The sequence below is a fragment of the Neobacillus sp. PVCKKU3 genome, assembly GCF_058323225.1.
In genome coordinates, this window is sequence record NZ_JBLVQN010000030.1 from 29,982 (window position 1) to 43,805 (window position 13,824).

The 13,824-nt window shown below is 41.4% G+C and carries 14 protein-coding genes; 11 read left to right on the forward strand and 3 right to left on the reverse strand.

Translation table 11 applies throughout. The features are described 5' to 3' along the window. The first annotated feature begins 42 nt into the window (after positions 1-42). From ACNQGS_RS19155 to ACNQGS_RS19185, 7 genes are all read left to right on the forward strand, one after another. Entirely contained in the window at positions 43-924 is an 882-nt protein-coding gene (locus ACNQGS_RS19155) for an ABC transporter permease (RefSeq protein WP_491488783.1), read from the forward strand. 12 nt (positions 925-936) lie between these two features. After that, positions 937-2,958: a dipeptide ABC transporter ATP-binding protein gene (locus ACNQGS_RS19160; RefSeq protein WP_491488744.1), complete on the forward strand. Its 2,022-nt coding sequence runs from the start codon at positions 937-939 to the stop codon at positions 2,956-2,958. A gap of 24 nt (positions 2,959-2,982) precedes the next feature. Continuing rightward, the gene (locus ACNQGS_RS19165; RefSeq protein ID WP_491488745.1) at positions 2,983-4,266 is read left to right on the forward strand and encodes an amidohydrolase; all 1,284 of its coding nucleotides are present in this window, start codon (positions 2,983-2,985) and stop codon (positions 4,264-4,266) included. Between the two features lie 18 nt (positions 4,267-4,284). Then, positions 4,285-4,590: a YdhR family protein gene (locus tag ACNQGS_RS19170; RefSeq protein ID WP_491488746.1), complete on the forward strand. Its 306-nt coding sequence runs from the start codon at positions 4,285-4,287 to the stop codon at positions 4,588-4,590. Positions 4,591-4,691: 101 nt separating this feature from the next. After that, positions 4,692-6,047, forward strand: a complete 1,356-nt coding sequence (locus tag ACNQGS_RS19175) for an MmgE/PrpD family protein (protein ID WP_491488747.1) — start codon at positions 4,692-4,694, stop codon at positions 6,045-6,047. Positions 6,048-6,310: 263 nt separating this feature from the next. Then, positions 6,311-7,150: an acetoacetate decarboxylase family protein gene (locus ACNQGS_RS19180; RefSeq protein WP_491488748.1), complete on the forward strand. Its 840-nt coding sequence runs from the start codon at positions 6,311-6,313 to the stop codon at positions 7,148-7,150. Between the two features lie 327 nt (positions 7,151-7,477). Further along, complete coding sequence (locus ACNQGS_RS19185) at positions 7,478-7,786, forward strand: YdhR family protein (RefSeq protein ID WP_491488749.1); 309 nt, start codon at positions 7,478-7,480, stop codon at positions 7,784-7,786. A 233-nt stretch (positions 7,787-8,019) separates the two neighbouring features. Here the strand turns inward: ACNQGS_RS19185 and ACNQGS_RS19190 are convergent, their stop codons facing one another. Beyond that, on the reverse strand, positions 8,020-8,964 hold the full coding sequence (locus ACNQGS_RS19190; RefSeq protein ID WP_491488750.1) for a DNA-3-methyladenine glycosylase family protein: 945 nt from the start codon (positions 8,962-8,964) through the stop codon (positions 8,020-8,022). A 99-nt stretch (positions 8,965-9,063) separates the two neighbouring features. On the opposite strand from ACNQGS_RS19190, the gene ACNQGS_RS19195 reads away from it, so the two are divergent. Next, positions 9,064-9,585: a methylated-DNA--[protein]-cysteine S-methyltransferase gene (locus tag ACNQGS_RS19195; protein WP_491488751.1), complete on the forward strand. Its 522-nt coding sequence runs from the start codon at positions 9,064-9,066 to the stop codon at positions 9,583-9,585. 98 nt (positions 9,586-9,683) lie between these two features. Here ACNQGS_RS19195 and ACNQGS_RS19200 read toward each other — a convergent pair whose 3' ends face one another. Together ACNQGS_RS19200 and ACNQGS_RS19205 are read right to left on the reverse strand one after the other, a co-directional pair. Next, complete coding sequence (locus tag ACNQGS_RS19200; protein WP_491488752.1) at positions 9,684-9,878, reverse strand: YwbE family protein; 195 nt, start codon at positions 9,876-9,878, stop codon at positions 9,684-9,686. Beyond that, a complete protein-coding gene (locus ACNQGS_RS19205; RefSeq protein ID WP_284035854.1) occupies positions 9,878-10,069 on the reverse strand; it encodes a hypothetical protein in 192 nt (63 codons plus the stop codon). The genes ACNQGS_RS19200 and ACNQGS_RS19205 overlap by 1 nt, the downstream gene beginning before the upstream one ends. A gap of 195 nt (positions 10,070-10,264) precedes the next feature. Between ACNQGS_RS19205 and ACNQGS_RS19210 the strand changes: the two genes are divergently transcribed. From ACNQGS_RS19210 to ACNQGS_RS19220, 3 genes are all read left to right on the forward strand, one after another. Then, a complete protein-coding gene (locus tag ACNQGS_RS19210; protein WP_491488753.1) occupies positions 10,265-11,539 on the forward strand; it encodes an L-cysteine desulfidase family protein in 1,275 nt (424 codons plus the stop codon). Between the two features lie 266 nt (positions 11,540-11,805). After that, positions 11,806-12,369 (forward strand): DUF2062 domain-containing protein, encoded by a 564-nt coding sequence (locus ACNQGS_RS19215; RefSeq protein ID WP_213118997.1) that lies wholly within the window; start codon positions 11,806-11,808, stop codon positions 12,367-12,369. Between the two features lie 230 nt (positions 12,370-12,599). After that, positions 12,600-13,787 carry a CaiB/BaiF CoA transferase family protein gene (locus tag ACNQGS_RS19220; protein WP_491488754.1) on the forward strand — a complete coding sequence of 396 codons (1,188 nt, stop codon included), beginning with the start codon at positions 12,600-12,602 and terminating at the stop codon, positions 13,785-13,787. The last annotated feature ends 37 nt before the right edge of the window (positions 13,788-13,824 follow it).

Genomic DNA, 13,824 nt, shown 5'->3' on the forward strand with positions numbered 1-13,824 from the left:
TTCTATTACTTTTGTTAAAGGAGGGGGCAGGAGATGAAGGAGATGACCGAAACAAGCCCAGCCATGAAAATGCCAGTATTAAGGAATAGTAAATGGAAACCATTCCTATCATTTTCAAATCTATTTATCTATATATCAGGAATAGTGGTAATACTTATCATTGCATTTGCTTTGTTTCCACAGTGGATTGCTCCATATTCCCCAACATTGATGCAATCAGATCAGATTTTGAGTGCTCCAAATGCGAAGCATTGGTTTGGCACGGATTATTTCGGTAGAGATGTTTTAAGTCTGGTTATTTACGGAAGCCGCGATTCCTTGCTAATAGGGTTTGCTTCCGTTCTTGTAGGTGTTTGTATCGGAGGAACGATTGGGGCAGTGTCGGGTTATATTGGCGGAGTGGTTGATACGGTCTTTATGCGGTTCATTGATATATTAATGACAATCCCAGGTATTTTACTAGCGATTGCTATAGCAGCAGCATTAGGACCTAGCCTAACGAATATTGTGCTGGCCGTTGCCATTTCTGCAGTACCGGGGTATGCAAGAATCATGAGAGGCCAGGTGATGAGTATTAAGAAGCGTCAATATGTTTCTGCCTCTCATTCGATTGGGACCTCTAATTGGCGAATATTCATTTGGCATATTCTTCCTAATTCCTGGTCGCCGATCTTTGTCATGGCCATCATTGGTATTGGTACATCCATGCTAGTCGGTGCAGGATTAAGCTTTTTAGGTCTTGGTGTCATTAAAGAAGTCCCGGATTGGGGGTCATTGCTCTCTCAGGGGAGAGGATATTTATCTGTTGGTTGGTGGATCTCAACTTTTCCAGGACTTGCAATTTCTTTTTTCGTACTATCAGTTAATGTTATTGGCGATAAACTACGTGATAAATTAGATCCTAAAACAAACAGGAGCAGGTAGAGGAGGAGTACGATGAACCAGCTGCTGGACGTACAGCAATTACGAGTTGATTTTACCACTAAAAATGGGCTCCTGACTGCTTTACATGATGTAACATTGCAGTTGAAAGTTGGGGAAACTGTTTGTATTGTCGGAGAATCTGGCAGTGGGAAAACAGTTTACTCAAAAGCCATTATGAGATTGATTGACTATGAAAATGGGAAAATCTCAAATGGTAACATCATGTTTGGTGGAGATGATCTGGCACAGTTATCTCAAAAAAAGCTGCGATCAATCCGAGGGAAAAAAATAGCTATGGTTTTTCAGGAGCCGATGGCTGCATTTGACCCTGTTTTTACAATTGGAAGCCAAATTACTGAAACAATTTTGGAGCATAAACGGACAAGTAAGCGTGAGGCATGGGCACATGGAATCTATTTATTGCGCAGAGTCGGTATACCCGAGCCAGAATTAAGGATGAAGCAATATCCAAATGAAATGTCTGGCGGGATGCTTCAGCGGGCGATGATTGCCATGGCACTTGCTTGCGGACCTGAATTATTAATCGCGGATGAGCCGACAACGGCTTTGGATGTTACGATTCAAGCACAAATCTTGCAGCTTTTGGAAGAGCTGAAAGAAGAATTTGGCATGTCGATTCTCTTGATCACTCATGATATGGGAATTGCTGCCGAGGTAGCTGATAGGATTATCGTCATGTACGCCGGAAGCATTGTGGAGGAAGCAGACGTTAGACACCTCTTTGAACTGCCGTACCATCCATACACCCGAGGATTGCTTCAATCCATACCGGCATTGGATAACGACAGGAATGAAAAGCTTTTTTCAATAGAAGGATCGATACCACATTTAGCCAATCTGCCAACTGGCTGTATCTTTCACCCGCGCTGTGCATTTGCAACGGAACGATGCAGGAATGAGGCACCGCCATTAAGAGAAGTAAGCGGCAGAAGAACGGCATGTTGGTACTCCGAAGAGTTGGTGAAGGAAAGCAGCTGGCTGCAAGGTCAACCTTCCACAAATGGTTCCGGTCAACTGACTTCCTTGCGGGAAGGAATGAGAGAACGAACTGAAAATTTATTTGAGGTACAAGGACTGAGCAAATATTATTCAGTGGGTACAAGTCTATTTAACCGATCCCAAAAATATATTCGGGCGGTTGATAATGTTTCTTTTTCCATAAAAAAAGGAGAGACATTCGGCCTTGTAGGTGAATCCGGAAGTGGAAAATCAACGCTGGGGCGTGTCTTGCTGCAGCTCGAAAAGGCTACATCCGGTAAAGTGCTTTTTGAAGGGACCGATCTTTCGAAGCTAAGCGGAAAAGAAATGCAGGATTCCCGAAAGAATATGCAAATGATTTATCAAGATCCTTATGGTTCGGTTAATCCACGCTGGAAGGTTGGCAATATTATTAGTGAGCCATTACGAGTTCATGAATCATTAAATCAGATAGAACAGCGTAGAAGAGTAGAAGAATTACTGGAATTGGTCGGATTAAATAAAAATAGCTTTGAGCGTTATCCACATGAGTTCTCCGGAGGGCAGCGGCAACGGATTGCAATTGCCAGGGCCATAGCCCTTAACCCGAAATTTGTGTTGGCTGACGAGGCGGTTTCTGCATTAGATGTTTCCGTTCAAGCTCAAATCGTTAATTTAATGCAAGAATTGCAAAGGGATTTGGGATTAACGTACCTATTTATCGCTCATGGCTTAAATATTGTCCGCTATATTTCGGATCGAATCGGGGTCATGTATCTAGGGAATTTAGTTGAAATTGCTGATAGTGAAGAGCTTTTCAATAAACCTGCTCACCACTATACGAAGGGGCTTTTAAGTTCCATTCCAGTCGTCGATCCAACTAGACGGCGGGAATTCATTTCGATAAAAGGGGAAATTCCATCTCCGGCAAACCCGCCATCAGGCTGTCGTTTTCATACTCGATGCCCGGCAGCAACAGCAAGGTGCAGAGAAGAACAGCCGCTGTTTCGTGAAATCGACAAAGGTCATTGGGTCGCGTGCCACGACCCTGCCTAGCATAAAACGAGGAGTAGTAATTTTATGAAAACTTATGAATCTGCTAATAAAGGATCAATGGATTTCTTTAAATCTGCTAAACGTATTGAGGATTATGTTATTGGAATAAGAAGAGATTTACATTCTCACCCTGAGATCAGTATGGAAGAGGAGCGCACCATTAAAGTTGTAATAAATGAATTGGAAAAAATGGGTATAGGATATGAATTGGTTCCAAATGGTGGAGTAATTGGCATTATTAGAGGTGAGCAAGAGGGGAAATCCATCATTTTACGCGCTGATTTGGATGCGCTGCCAATGAAAGAGGAAGAAACAAATTTAAAGCAATGCAAAACTGTCATCTCGAAAAATAGTAATGCAGCACATACCTGTGGCCATGATGGTCATACGGCCATGCTGCTTGGTGCGGCAAAAATTTTATCAGAAAATAAAGATAGATTAACAGGAAGTGTGATTCTTGCCTTTGAACAAGGCGAGGAAATTGGCGGGGGAATTTATCCTCTGTTGCAAAGGATAACTGAAATCGGTTCGCATGGAGTCTGGGGAATCCACCTAAAATCAGATATCCCGGCTGGAAAAATATCAGTTGACCCTGGTCCCAGGATGGCAAGTGCTTTCCCTTTTAGAATCGTTATAAAAGGGAGGGGCGGCCACGCCTCTAGACCGGATGAAGTCAATTCACCTATCGATTGTTTTCACGATGTTTACTCTAAAGTAAAACAGATGCGGATCAATAAATTAGACCCATTTAAACCAATCACATTTGCCATTGGGATGATCAATGCTGGATATGCAGGAAATATTATCCCGGATTCTTTAGAATTTAGAGGAAGTTTTCGCTATTTACATTATGAACAAGGACTTAAAGCCAAACAAGAATTTGAAAGAATCCTAGAAAATGCCTGTGCATTACACGAATGTACTTATGAATATTTATCGAACACAAAACCGATGAATACCATTGTTTACAACCAGGAAGACTGCGCTGCCATCGCGTCGGAGGCAGTAACTAAATCGATTGGCAGCCAGTCGCTCTATTATTATCCTGCGTGGATGGCCTCAGAATCCTTTGGTTTATATCAAAAATACTTTCCTGGTGTGTTTGCTTTTCTAGGAATTCAAAACGAGGAAAAAGGGACTGGTGCAGAGCATCACAACCCACACTTTGATATCGATGAAGACACTTTAAAATTAGGTGTTGCTGCCACGGTTCAATATGCATTAGATTTTCTCAATAGTGATAAAGTCATTAACTTTATTCCTGAACAAAAAACCGTAAAAGAGCTATTTAGTATGTTAAGAGGGTAATCTGAGGAGGTAGAAAAAATGAGTCGAAAAATCTTAAAAGTAACATTCAAAAGTCCAAAATCGGCAGAGGAACTTGCCCAAATGTCAGAAGCAAGCCTTCCGAAGTTTCGCGCATTAAAGGAGCACGGGCTCCTACAAAAATATTATGTGAGCAATCTGGAAACAGGGGAACGCGGAGGGGTTTATTTGTTTGAAAGTCAGGAGGCAGTTGAGGCGTACTTGAATGGTCCGATTTTTTCTGCGGTTTCAGGCCGATTTGAAGCCGGCGATTCCCTTCGATATGAAATCCTTGATGTAAGTTTTAAGCTGTATCCTGAAGAATAAAAAAAATCGATAGATTTTAAGTCTATTCCTTTACCTTATTACGATGTAGGGGACTAGACTTCATTTTGAATAGTAAATGTAAGTTTAAAGGAGTGGTAGGAATGAAAACGTTAGAAACTCCCACCGAAACACTAGTAGATTTCATTGTTAACTTGAAATTAGAGGAAATACCTGGAGATGTTATTGACAGGATTAAACAGAGTGTCTTGGATTACATCGGTGTCGCAATGGTTGCATACGAAGTAGATTCCACTAATCCTATTATCAGTGCCATTAAGCGCGAAGCGGGGTCAGGAGATGGGACTGTTATTGGAAGCAGTTTCAGCCTGCCCCATTCGTACGCTGCGATGTTGAATGGTACTTTAGCCCATACAGCCGAGTATGATGATTTGAGTGCAATTGCTGGGGGCAATCCTGGGGCACCGATTATTTCAGCTGCCCTAGCGGCGGCTGAACAGAGAAATGCGAAGGGAGAAGATTTCCTCGCAGGCATTATTGCTGGTTATGAAACGCAGGTAAGGGTTGGAGCAGCCATTGGAAAATCTTCCTTTGATAAAGGGTTTCATCCTACTGCGGTGGCCGGTCTGTTTGGTGCGATAGCGGCTGTTAGCCGAATAGCTAAAGTAAAAAAGGAAGTATTGCAAAATGCCTTCGGATTAGGTTTAAGCATGGCTGCTGGTACATTACAATCCTTAGAAAATAGCTCATGGAATAAACGGTTGCATCCAGGCCTTGCAGCTTACCATGCTAATCTTTGCTTAGTGTTCGCAGAAGAAGGGGTCTTGGGAGCGTCAAGACCATTAGAGGGAAAATTCGGCCTGTTAAATGCGTACAGTGATGAACCAAATCAAGAGTTGTTAATCACAGGGCTTGGGAAACAATGGATGACCATAAATACAGCCATTAAACCATACCCTGCCTGCTTATATACACATGGAGCGATTGATGGAATTTTACAAATGAAAAAAGAATTTGAAATTACACCGGATAATATTGAAAAGATCAACGCCACGGTTTCTGCCTTAACCTATCAACTGGCGGGGCATCCAGAAAAAGCCCAACCTGATAACTTAATAGACAGCCAATTTAGCGTCTACTATCAAGTAGCTGCTGCCCTATTATTCAACAATGTCACATGGGATTGCTATAACTATATTGGTTCAATGCACATTCATAGCATAACTGAAAAAGTAACTGTAACTCAAGACGCAGGATTAGCACCGTTTACGGTAAAACTTGAAGTGATAAGTAATGGTCAAGTCTATATGAAGGAGATTGAAGTACCTAAGGGGCAGGCTCAAAATCCGATGACTTGGTCTGAAATAGAAGACAAGTTCAGAGTTAATGCACTCTTAAGATTCAAAGCTGACAAGATTGAGAATATAATAAGTTCTGTGAGATTCCTAGATCAAGAAAATCATATGAGTTCCTGGATTAAAGAAATGTTACGAGGATAGATTTATAAAGTAAATAGAGTGCCAGACAGATTCTGGAAAGAAATTGGGGCTTTGACACTATTTCCAGAAAATTACTTAGACTCTTTCTAGAGACTATAATTTCTTAATGCCTTTTTATAATTGATGTCGTTTTCGAATCCTTTTTCTATCTACACTTTATGCAATAGCTTTAAAAGTATCACGAAATAACAGAATATTTTGATTATTTTTATGATTAAATTAAATATTAACACAAAAATATATGAAATATAGGAGATCTTTAAATGAGTTTTAAGCGATCAAGAGATGAAGTATGTGAAACCCTTAATGGAGGTTCGTCAAAGTTTCTTTCATCCGAAATATTAACAGTATTTTACGAAACTACTCCAAAGGCAATAAAGGAGGTTCTCCCTCCAGGACTATTACCTTATAAGCGACCTATTGTAATGGCTGGATACAATAATTTTACAAAAATCAACTTCGGAGAACCGTATCAGGAGACTGCTCTGTACGTTTCGGCAGTTCATGAAAAGACGGGTTTACGAGGATTTTTCGTGGCGGCTATGACTTTGGATGTGGATATGGCTACAATACTCGGTCGTGAAGTTGGGGGATATCCGAAAAAATGCGGCATTCTTAAAAAGAGACGAGAAGGGTCCATTTTTGAAGGAAGCGCAGAACGCCACGACATACAGTATTTTACTGTTAAAGCAGAATTAAATGGTGTGCCAAATGATCCTTCCCTAATGGAAGCGATTAGCGAGTTAATGACGCCTCCGGATCCAGAAAAGCATCCGGGTGCTACGATAATCTACAATTATCTATGGCCAGCCTCAACCTGGACTCATTTGAAAGACATCAAGGATGCACCTCAGCCAATTCTTAATACTTTATGGAAAAGCAAAATAGAAAGTGGCATCAAACCGGAAATTGGTACAGGTGAGGTGATTTTTAAGGAATCCAAACACGATCCCTGGTACTCTTTACCGGTTGTCCATACATTAGGCGCAATAATGACATATGATAGCATTGCTTTAAAACGTTCGCCGGAGGACAGGTATCCAGTTGATGTTGAGGCATATCTACCTTATGCATTCTATGGCTACGATCGCATAATGGAATAAATATAAATACAGAGATTAGCGGGATGTACTTAGTCTGTAAGAGTCCTAACAAAGCCAAAGAAGTCTCCCTCTTCACTGACTCTAACATCTTATCAGCAAATAGTTAAAGCCCGATGAAAAACACCATATATAGTTTAATTTAATGTTACCATTAAAATTCTATATTTTACATTATACTAGTTTACATGTATTCTTGGAATAAGTTAATTGTATATTACGAATTTTCAGACCTGTATAAGGGGGTGAAATGAATATGCAATTTCCGCCAGGAATACTTAGCTTAAATTTTTCAACGTATAGTAATACCAAAAAAGAGGAGGAATAAGAATGGGTTTAAAAATACTAAAAGTGACAATGAAAAGCGCAAAGTCTCTCGAGGAGCTTGCCAAAATGTCGGAAGCGAGCTTGCCTAAGTTTCGTGATTTAAAGGAAAAGGGACTGCTTCAAAAATTATACGTAAGGAACCCTGAAACGGGAGAAGGCGGGGGTATTTATATATTTGAAAGCCAGGAGGCCGTTGAAGAGTACTTGAATGGTCCAATTTATACGACGATTGCGGAGCGATTTGAGACAGGTGACACGCTTCGTTATGAAATTTTAGATTGCAACTTTACATTATATCCAGTAGAAAAATAATTTATGTAAATAAAGATATGCTTACAAGCTGCCCCTCAGTATTTTGACCAAGGGGCGGATACATAATGATTGATCAAAAGATTTGGCTGGGCAAAACTTATGAAATTACTATATAGAGCGTCTTAAAGCACACAGGTTTACGGAACTTGCGTGCTTTTTTCGTCTGTGTAATTGGAGAGTGCCTGGCTCTTGTTTGACTATATTCCAATAAGATAGGTTGCCTACAATGCGCATTAATAGAGGACCCGCCATAAATAAAACGTCGCATAGGCTTGCCAATTTGCCCACCTTTGAGATAGCTTTATTAGTTCTTCCTTTGTAGGCTTTTTTTCTGAACCAGTTAAATGCTTGATGGCGTTATGCAAGCCGACATCATCAATCGGGTACGCCGAGGTAAATCGTAAGCAGCGCATCATGACGTAATTCGCTGTCCATGGACCTATCCCGCGAATCTTGATTAGGCTTTTCTCAACCTCTTTAAGATTTTCCATTTTCAATAATTTTTCCTTAGATAATTCTCCGCTCGCCATTAATCGGGCAATGCCAATAATATATTCACTTTTTTTCAAGGTCATTTTAATATCGGCCAGATCTGCAGGTGTTAGCTGGGCGATTTGCTCATGGGATGGAAACAACCAATAGTTCTTGCCATTCCACTCGATTGAATCGCCAAATTTTTCAACAAATTGTCTTTTTAATGTATAGGCGAATGCTAGATTAATCTGCTGCCCTAAAACTCCCCAGCAGAGCGCTTCAAATAAATCGGGAACGCCGATTACGCGTAGTCCGTAGAATTCTTGAACAGGGTTTTTAAGCAGTATGTCTGTTTTGGCCATTTCATAAAATGACTTCAAATCACGACCCAGATCAAACCATTCATGTATGTACGAGACTATTGCAGCGCATTCCGCTAGATTACCAGGTCTAGTGTCTTTTAAAAACTGAATGATCATCTGATTCCGATCATTTACATGAATTTGTACTAAAGCTTGTGTTTCTCTAATGGAAATCGCCCTCGTAATGATACCGTTTTCGACTTCAAACATACATTCATTCTTGTTTCGCTCCAAATAGCCAAGATTCGCCTTTAGATTAAAGTCTTCCGGCAGCTTCATGATGATGCTCCCATTAGCTTCATGCCAGCAGTCATTTGCCTTTTGAATATCTGTCAATTTCATACCCCCGTTTTCTAGTATAATGTATTATCATAAAAATATCTTTTCACGAATAGATTCACCCGCTTATTTCCGCTAATTACATGAATCGGAGGAAACAAAATGACACCACAAATTAATAAACCGCCCATCTATTGGTCATTATTTAATCATTCTACTTGGAATTTCTATATTGCTGCGACAGAGAAGGGAATTTGTTATGTCGGCTCTCAGAACAAGCCATTTGAAGAATTGGCTGTTTGGGCAGAAAAACGGTTTCCTGGCAGTCCGATGGTGGAAGATAGGGAGAAGCTAAAGCCATATGCTGCCGAACTAATAGAATATTTTGAAGGGAAGCGAACGAATTTCACAGTCCCGAATGATTTTCATGGGACTGAGTTCCAAGTCGCTGTTTGGAATGCCCTTTGTGAGATTCCGTTCGGACAGACCAAATCCTATTCTGACATCGCAAATCAAATAAATAAACCAGCAGCTGTTCGAGCAGTGGGGGCCGCCATTGGTGCTAATCCAGTGTTAATTACCGTACCATGTCACCGTGTTGTTGGAAAAAATGGTTCGTTGACCGGCTACCGAGGCGGACTGGAGATGAAGATGCAGCTGCTTGATCTCGAACGACATTGTTAATCCGAACAATGAAGGTCAACACAGGGAAGTTTGTTGGTAAGTAATTAGGGCCAAGGAAAAAAGCACACAGGTTATTGTGTGCTTTTTTGCGAGAAAGTTTAGGTGTGAATTTCTTGGACTCGTCCAATTTGCCCATCCGTCAGTCTGACCTTAATGCCGTGGGGATGGCTGGGTGATTTGGTGAGAATATCCTGGACGATACCCCTGGTAAGCTTACCGGTTCTTTGGTCCTTTTTTAAAACAATATCAACGGCAATCCCTGGCAAAATGTCCTTCCGATTTTGCCCGTTCATTAAGAGCCCATTTTTCTTCGGGTATTGCTTGGTTTCTTGGTTTGCTGGCTTTTCATTTTTTGCGTTTGCAAGCTGCCATTCTCTTTTCCTTTAGCCGCAGCTTGGTTTTTTTTGTTTTGAAGCTGCTGTTTGGCCAATTCCTGCAGGCTAACTTTCTTTTTTTCTGTTTCCGGTTGGTGGTTCTCAGACATCGAATCTTTCTCCTTTATTAAAATGTTGGTTAATTGAGTATAATCTATTTTTGCTTGGAAAGAAAGTACATATCATCGGTCTTGTCGGATAATTGTTTTTAATTGAAGGTGTGAATTGTTTGGATAAAACATCCTAAAAAACAACTCAGCAATTATGATAAGATACTAGTATCTTATCTGAGCAGGAGGAACAACATGAAGAAGCACAAAATTTTAGCCGTTTTAGAAAAAGAGTTAGTTGTGGCCCTTGGTTGTACTGAACCAGTGGCGATTGCCTTGGCTGCTGCGACTGCAAAGAGCCATGCGCAAGGACAAATTCATGCCATTCGTGTTGAAGCGAGCGGAAATATCATTAAAAACGCGAAATCAGTTGGGATTCCAGGCATGTCAGCGAAAGGGCTAGAATTCGCTGCCGCACTTGGCGCCGCTGCCGGCGACCCGAATAAAAACTTGGAAGTATTGGACGGACTCACGGGAGAAGATGAACAGGCTGCGTTAAAATTAATAGAAGATGGCAAGGTAACAGCCGGCCAGTCAGATTCACCAAAAAGACTCTATATTGAAGTGATGATAGAAACAGATCAGCACAACTCAAAGGTCGTTATTTCTGATAATCATAGTAATATCACCTTAATAGAAGTGGACGGAAAAGCTGTTTACATGGGCGGGTGTGAAAATATCGGACTGCAGACAGAGGAAGACGACCTGGAAGCGCTAACCATTGATGAGATATATGAGTGGGTATTAACGGCAGATCTTAAGGATCTTTCGCTTGTCAGAAAAAGCATTGAATTAAATCGCATGATTGGATTAGAAGGGCTTTCTGGAAATTATGGGCTGAATGTCGGTAAGACGATAATACAAAATGTCAAAAAAGGCATTTTATCCGATGATTTGGCCACGGCTGCGATGTCGCTGGCCGCAGCCGGCTCGGATGCGAGAATGGCAGGTTCCACAATGCCAGTAATGGCCAATACCGGAAGCGGCAATCAAGGCATTGCCGTTACCCTTCCGGTTGTTGCCGCGGCAGATAAGCTTCAGGTTTCCGAAGAAAAAATGATTCGGGCCGTTGCCCTTAGCCATTTGATCACCATCCATATCAAATCTAAATTTGGCCGTCTTTCTGCCTTATGCGGTGTCACTGCCGCTGGGATGGGAGCGAGTGGTGCAATTGTATATTTGCTGGATGGAGGTCTGCACCAAGTGAAAGCTGCGATTCAAAATACGATTGGCAATGTTTCCGGAATGATTTGTGACGGGGCAAAGGCAGGCTGTGCGATGAAAGTCTCAACCTGTTCCAATGTTGCCGTCCAATCAGCACTTTTAGCCTTGAACCATCAAGAGATTCAATCAACCGACGGCTTTATCCACGATGATGTCGAAAAAAGTATTGAAAGCTTTTGCAAGCTTGGAAATGAAGGAACTAGACAGACAGATGAACTTATTTTAAAATTAATGCTGGAAAAGTAATTACAAGAAATTGGCAGAAAAGTCGGCGGTATTTGGCCGGCTTTTTTGTTGCTGGAAAATGCCGGAATAACAAGCTTCCGGAGCAATTTCGACAAAACGCGAATCGTGCAAACCATAGTATTTTTATCTAGTTTTATACACGAAATTGTAATATACTATAATTGTAAACGTTAATAAGACCTCTTTATGTTTTAACTATCTATGGAATTCATATTGACAGGAAATACTAATTTTAGACGGAATTCGTTCAACCGGGGGTCAAAAGCATGAATACAAAACAACGAAGGTATAATATGTTTCAACGTCTTGGACGTGCATTTAAACTAAACTTCATGAAACTGCTTCGTTCTCCAGGAGGAGCCAAAAAGGTTGCCTTGGGATTCGCGATTGGTTTCGGTTTAGAAATGTTGGTCATATCAACGGCTTCATTAATATATATATTGTTTATTCCAGCTGTCCGAATAGCAAAAGGCTCGCTTCCAGCTTCGATAATTGGAAACGTCATCGGAAAATTAACATTACTTCCAGTAATCCTGCTTCCATTTGCCGGTAAGCTGGGGAAATTATTTTTTCCAATAAAGGTTAGAATCGGACACCACAATCCTTTTTCTTTTCAAAAACTAATGCACGGTGATTTCACAGTGTTGGTTGGGTTTCTCCACGGCAGTATCCATACATTAATCGGAATGTCGATTTTCGGGATTGTACTTGGTGTGATTTCCTACTTTATCATTCATTATTTTTACGAAAAGGAACTTACAAATCGTAAAAAGAGAAGACGGCAAAAACATGAAATTCGCTTAAATAGCATCAACAAAAACTATATTTAAGTAAACTTTTACTTGAATAATTCTGAAAATTCATGTAAAATAAAAACAACTTCATCCTATCCAGCCTGTCAGCGGAAGGTAATGAAGATGTATTCAAAACATAACATTCGACTGATAAGTTTCCAGAACCAGCCTTAGCCGGCTGCTAACATGGATCGCAAGCCAGTCCATACCACTTTTAAAGTGTGTTTGGGCTGGCTTTTTTGATTTTTTAACAGGTGGTGGGTTATTTGAGTGGAGCACTAGCAGGTGTAAAAGTATTAGATTTAACAAGGGTTCTGGCAGGACCAAATTGTACGATGATTTTAGCCGACCTTGGTGCCGATGTCATCAAGGTAGAAGCCCCGGGCGGCAGTGATGAAACCAGGTTCTGGGGCCCGCCGTTTCAAAACGGGGTGAGCGCTTATTATTTATGTGCCAATCGTAACAAGCGCAGTATCACCGTCAACCTGAAGTCAGACGAGGGCCGAGAAATTATCCGTAAGTTAGCTAAGGAAGCGGATGTCCTAATCCACAATTTTAAAACGGGCTCGATGGAAAAATGGGGGCTTGGGTACGATTCTTTGGAAAAAATAAACCCCCGGCTCGTTTTTTGCTCCATTACCGGATTCGGGGAGACAGGGCCATATAGCCATTTGCCCGGATACGACTATATCATCCAAGGTATGAGCGGCCTAATGAGCATTACGGGCAATGAAGAAAGCGGCCCGCTTAAAATTGGCGTGGCCATGGTCGATATTTTAACCGGTTTATATTCGGCAATTTCTATTGAAGCCGCTTTGTTTGAGCGGGAAAAATCGGGCCGTGGTCAAAAAATCGATATGTCCCTGATGGATACGGCGGTAAGCTCGCTTGCCAATGTCGCCAGCAATTATTTGATTTCAGGTAAGGTGCCACGGAGGCTTGGAAATGACCATCCGAATGTCGTGCCTTACTCCACATTTTCCGCCGCTGACGGTGAATTGATCATTGCCGTCGGAAATAACCGGCAGTTTGCATTGCTCTGTGAGGTAATTGGGCTATGCGAACTGGCGGTGGATGAGAAGTTCCATACCAATGAGGCAAGAGTGGAAAATCGTCAGGAGCTTACGAAAATCTTAAATAGCCAACTCCAGTTAAAGAAGGTCAGCGACTGGATGGAGCTATTTTCTGCTAACAATATTCCATGCGGTCCTATCAACACAATTGATCAAGTTTTTGACGACCCGCAGGTCTCGGCCCGGAATATGGTCGTTCAAGTAGACCATCCAGTGGCAGGGTTGGTGAAGCTCGTTGGCTCGCCTATAAAACTTTCTAGAACGGAGACAAGGGTTGAACGTCATCCGCCGATGGCCGGTGAGCATACCGACGAAATATTGAAGGAAGTGGGATTTACATTTGAGGAGATTAGCCGTTTGAAGGCGGATAACATTATTTAAAAAATTGGCCAAGTGCCGAAGTTGAATTTTTAAAAAG

What these genes read in the sequence shown, in the direction of transcription:
- ACNQGS_RS19210 (WP_491488753.1), top strand. Translation starts at nt 10,265, where the DNA reads ATGAAGAAGCACAAAATTTTAGCCGTTTTAGAAAAAGAGTTAGTTGTG.
- ACNQGS_RS19205 (WP_284035854.1), bottom strand. Translation starts at nt 10,069, where the DNA reads ATGTCTGAGAACCACCAACCGGAAACAGAAAAAAAGAAAGTTAGCCTG.
- ACNQGS_RS19165 (WP_491488745.1), top strand. Translation starts at nt 2,983, where the DNA reads ATGAAAACTTATGAATCTGCTAATAAAGGATCAATGGATTTCTTTAAA.
- ACNQGS_RS19170 (WP_491488746.1), top strand. Translation starts at nt 4,285, where the DNA reads ATGAGTCGAAAAATCTTAAAAGTAACATTCAAAAGTCCAAAATCGGCA.
- ACNQGS_RS19185 (WP_491488749.1), top strand. Translation starts at nt 7,478, where the DNA reads ATGGGTTTAAAAATACTAAAAGTGACAATGAAAAGCGCAAAGTCTCTC.
- ACNQGS_RS19215 (WP_213118997.1), top strand. Translation starts at nt 11,806, where the DNA reads ATGAATACAAAACAACGAAGGTATAATATGTTTCAACGTCTTGGACGT.
- ACNQGS_RS19155 (WP_491488783.1), top strand. Translation starts at nt 43, where the DNA reads ATGACCGAAACAAGCCCAGCCATGAAAATGCCAGTATTAAGGAATAGT.
- ACNQGS_RS19195 (WP_491488751.1), top strand. Translation starts at nt 9,064, where the DNA reads ATGACACCACAAATTAATAAACCGCCCATCTATTGGTCATTATTTAAT.
- ACNQGS_RS19190 (WP_491488750.1), bottom strand. Translation starts at nt 8,964, where the DNA reads ATGAAATTGACAGATATTCAAAAGGCAAATGACTGCTGGCATGAAGCT.
- ACNQGS_RS19175 (WP_491488747.1), top strand. Translation starts at nt 4,692, where the DNA reads ATGAAAACGTTAGAAACTCCCACCGAAACACTAGTAGATTTCATTGTT.
- ACNQGS_RS19200 (WP_491488752.1), bottom strand. Translation starts at nt 9,878, where the DNA reads ATGAACGGGCAAAATCGGAAGGACATTTTGCCAGGGATTGCCGTTGAT.
- ACNQGS_RS19160 (WP_491488744.1), top strand. Translation starts at nt 937, where the DNA reads ATGAACCAGCTGCTGGACGTACAGCAATTACGAGTTGATTTTACCACT.
- ACNQGS_RS19180 (WP_491488748.1), top strand. Translation starts at nt 6,311, where the DNA reads ATGAGTTTTAAGCGATCAAGAGATGAAGTATGTGAAACCCTTAATGGA.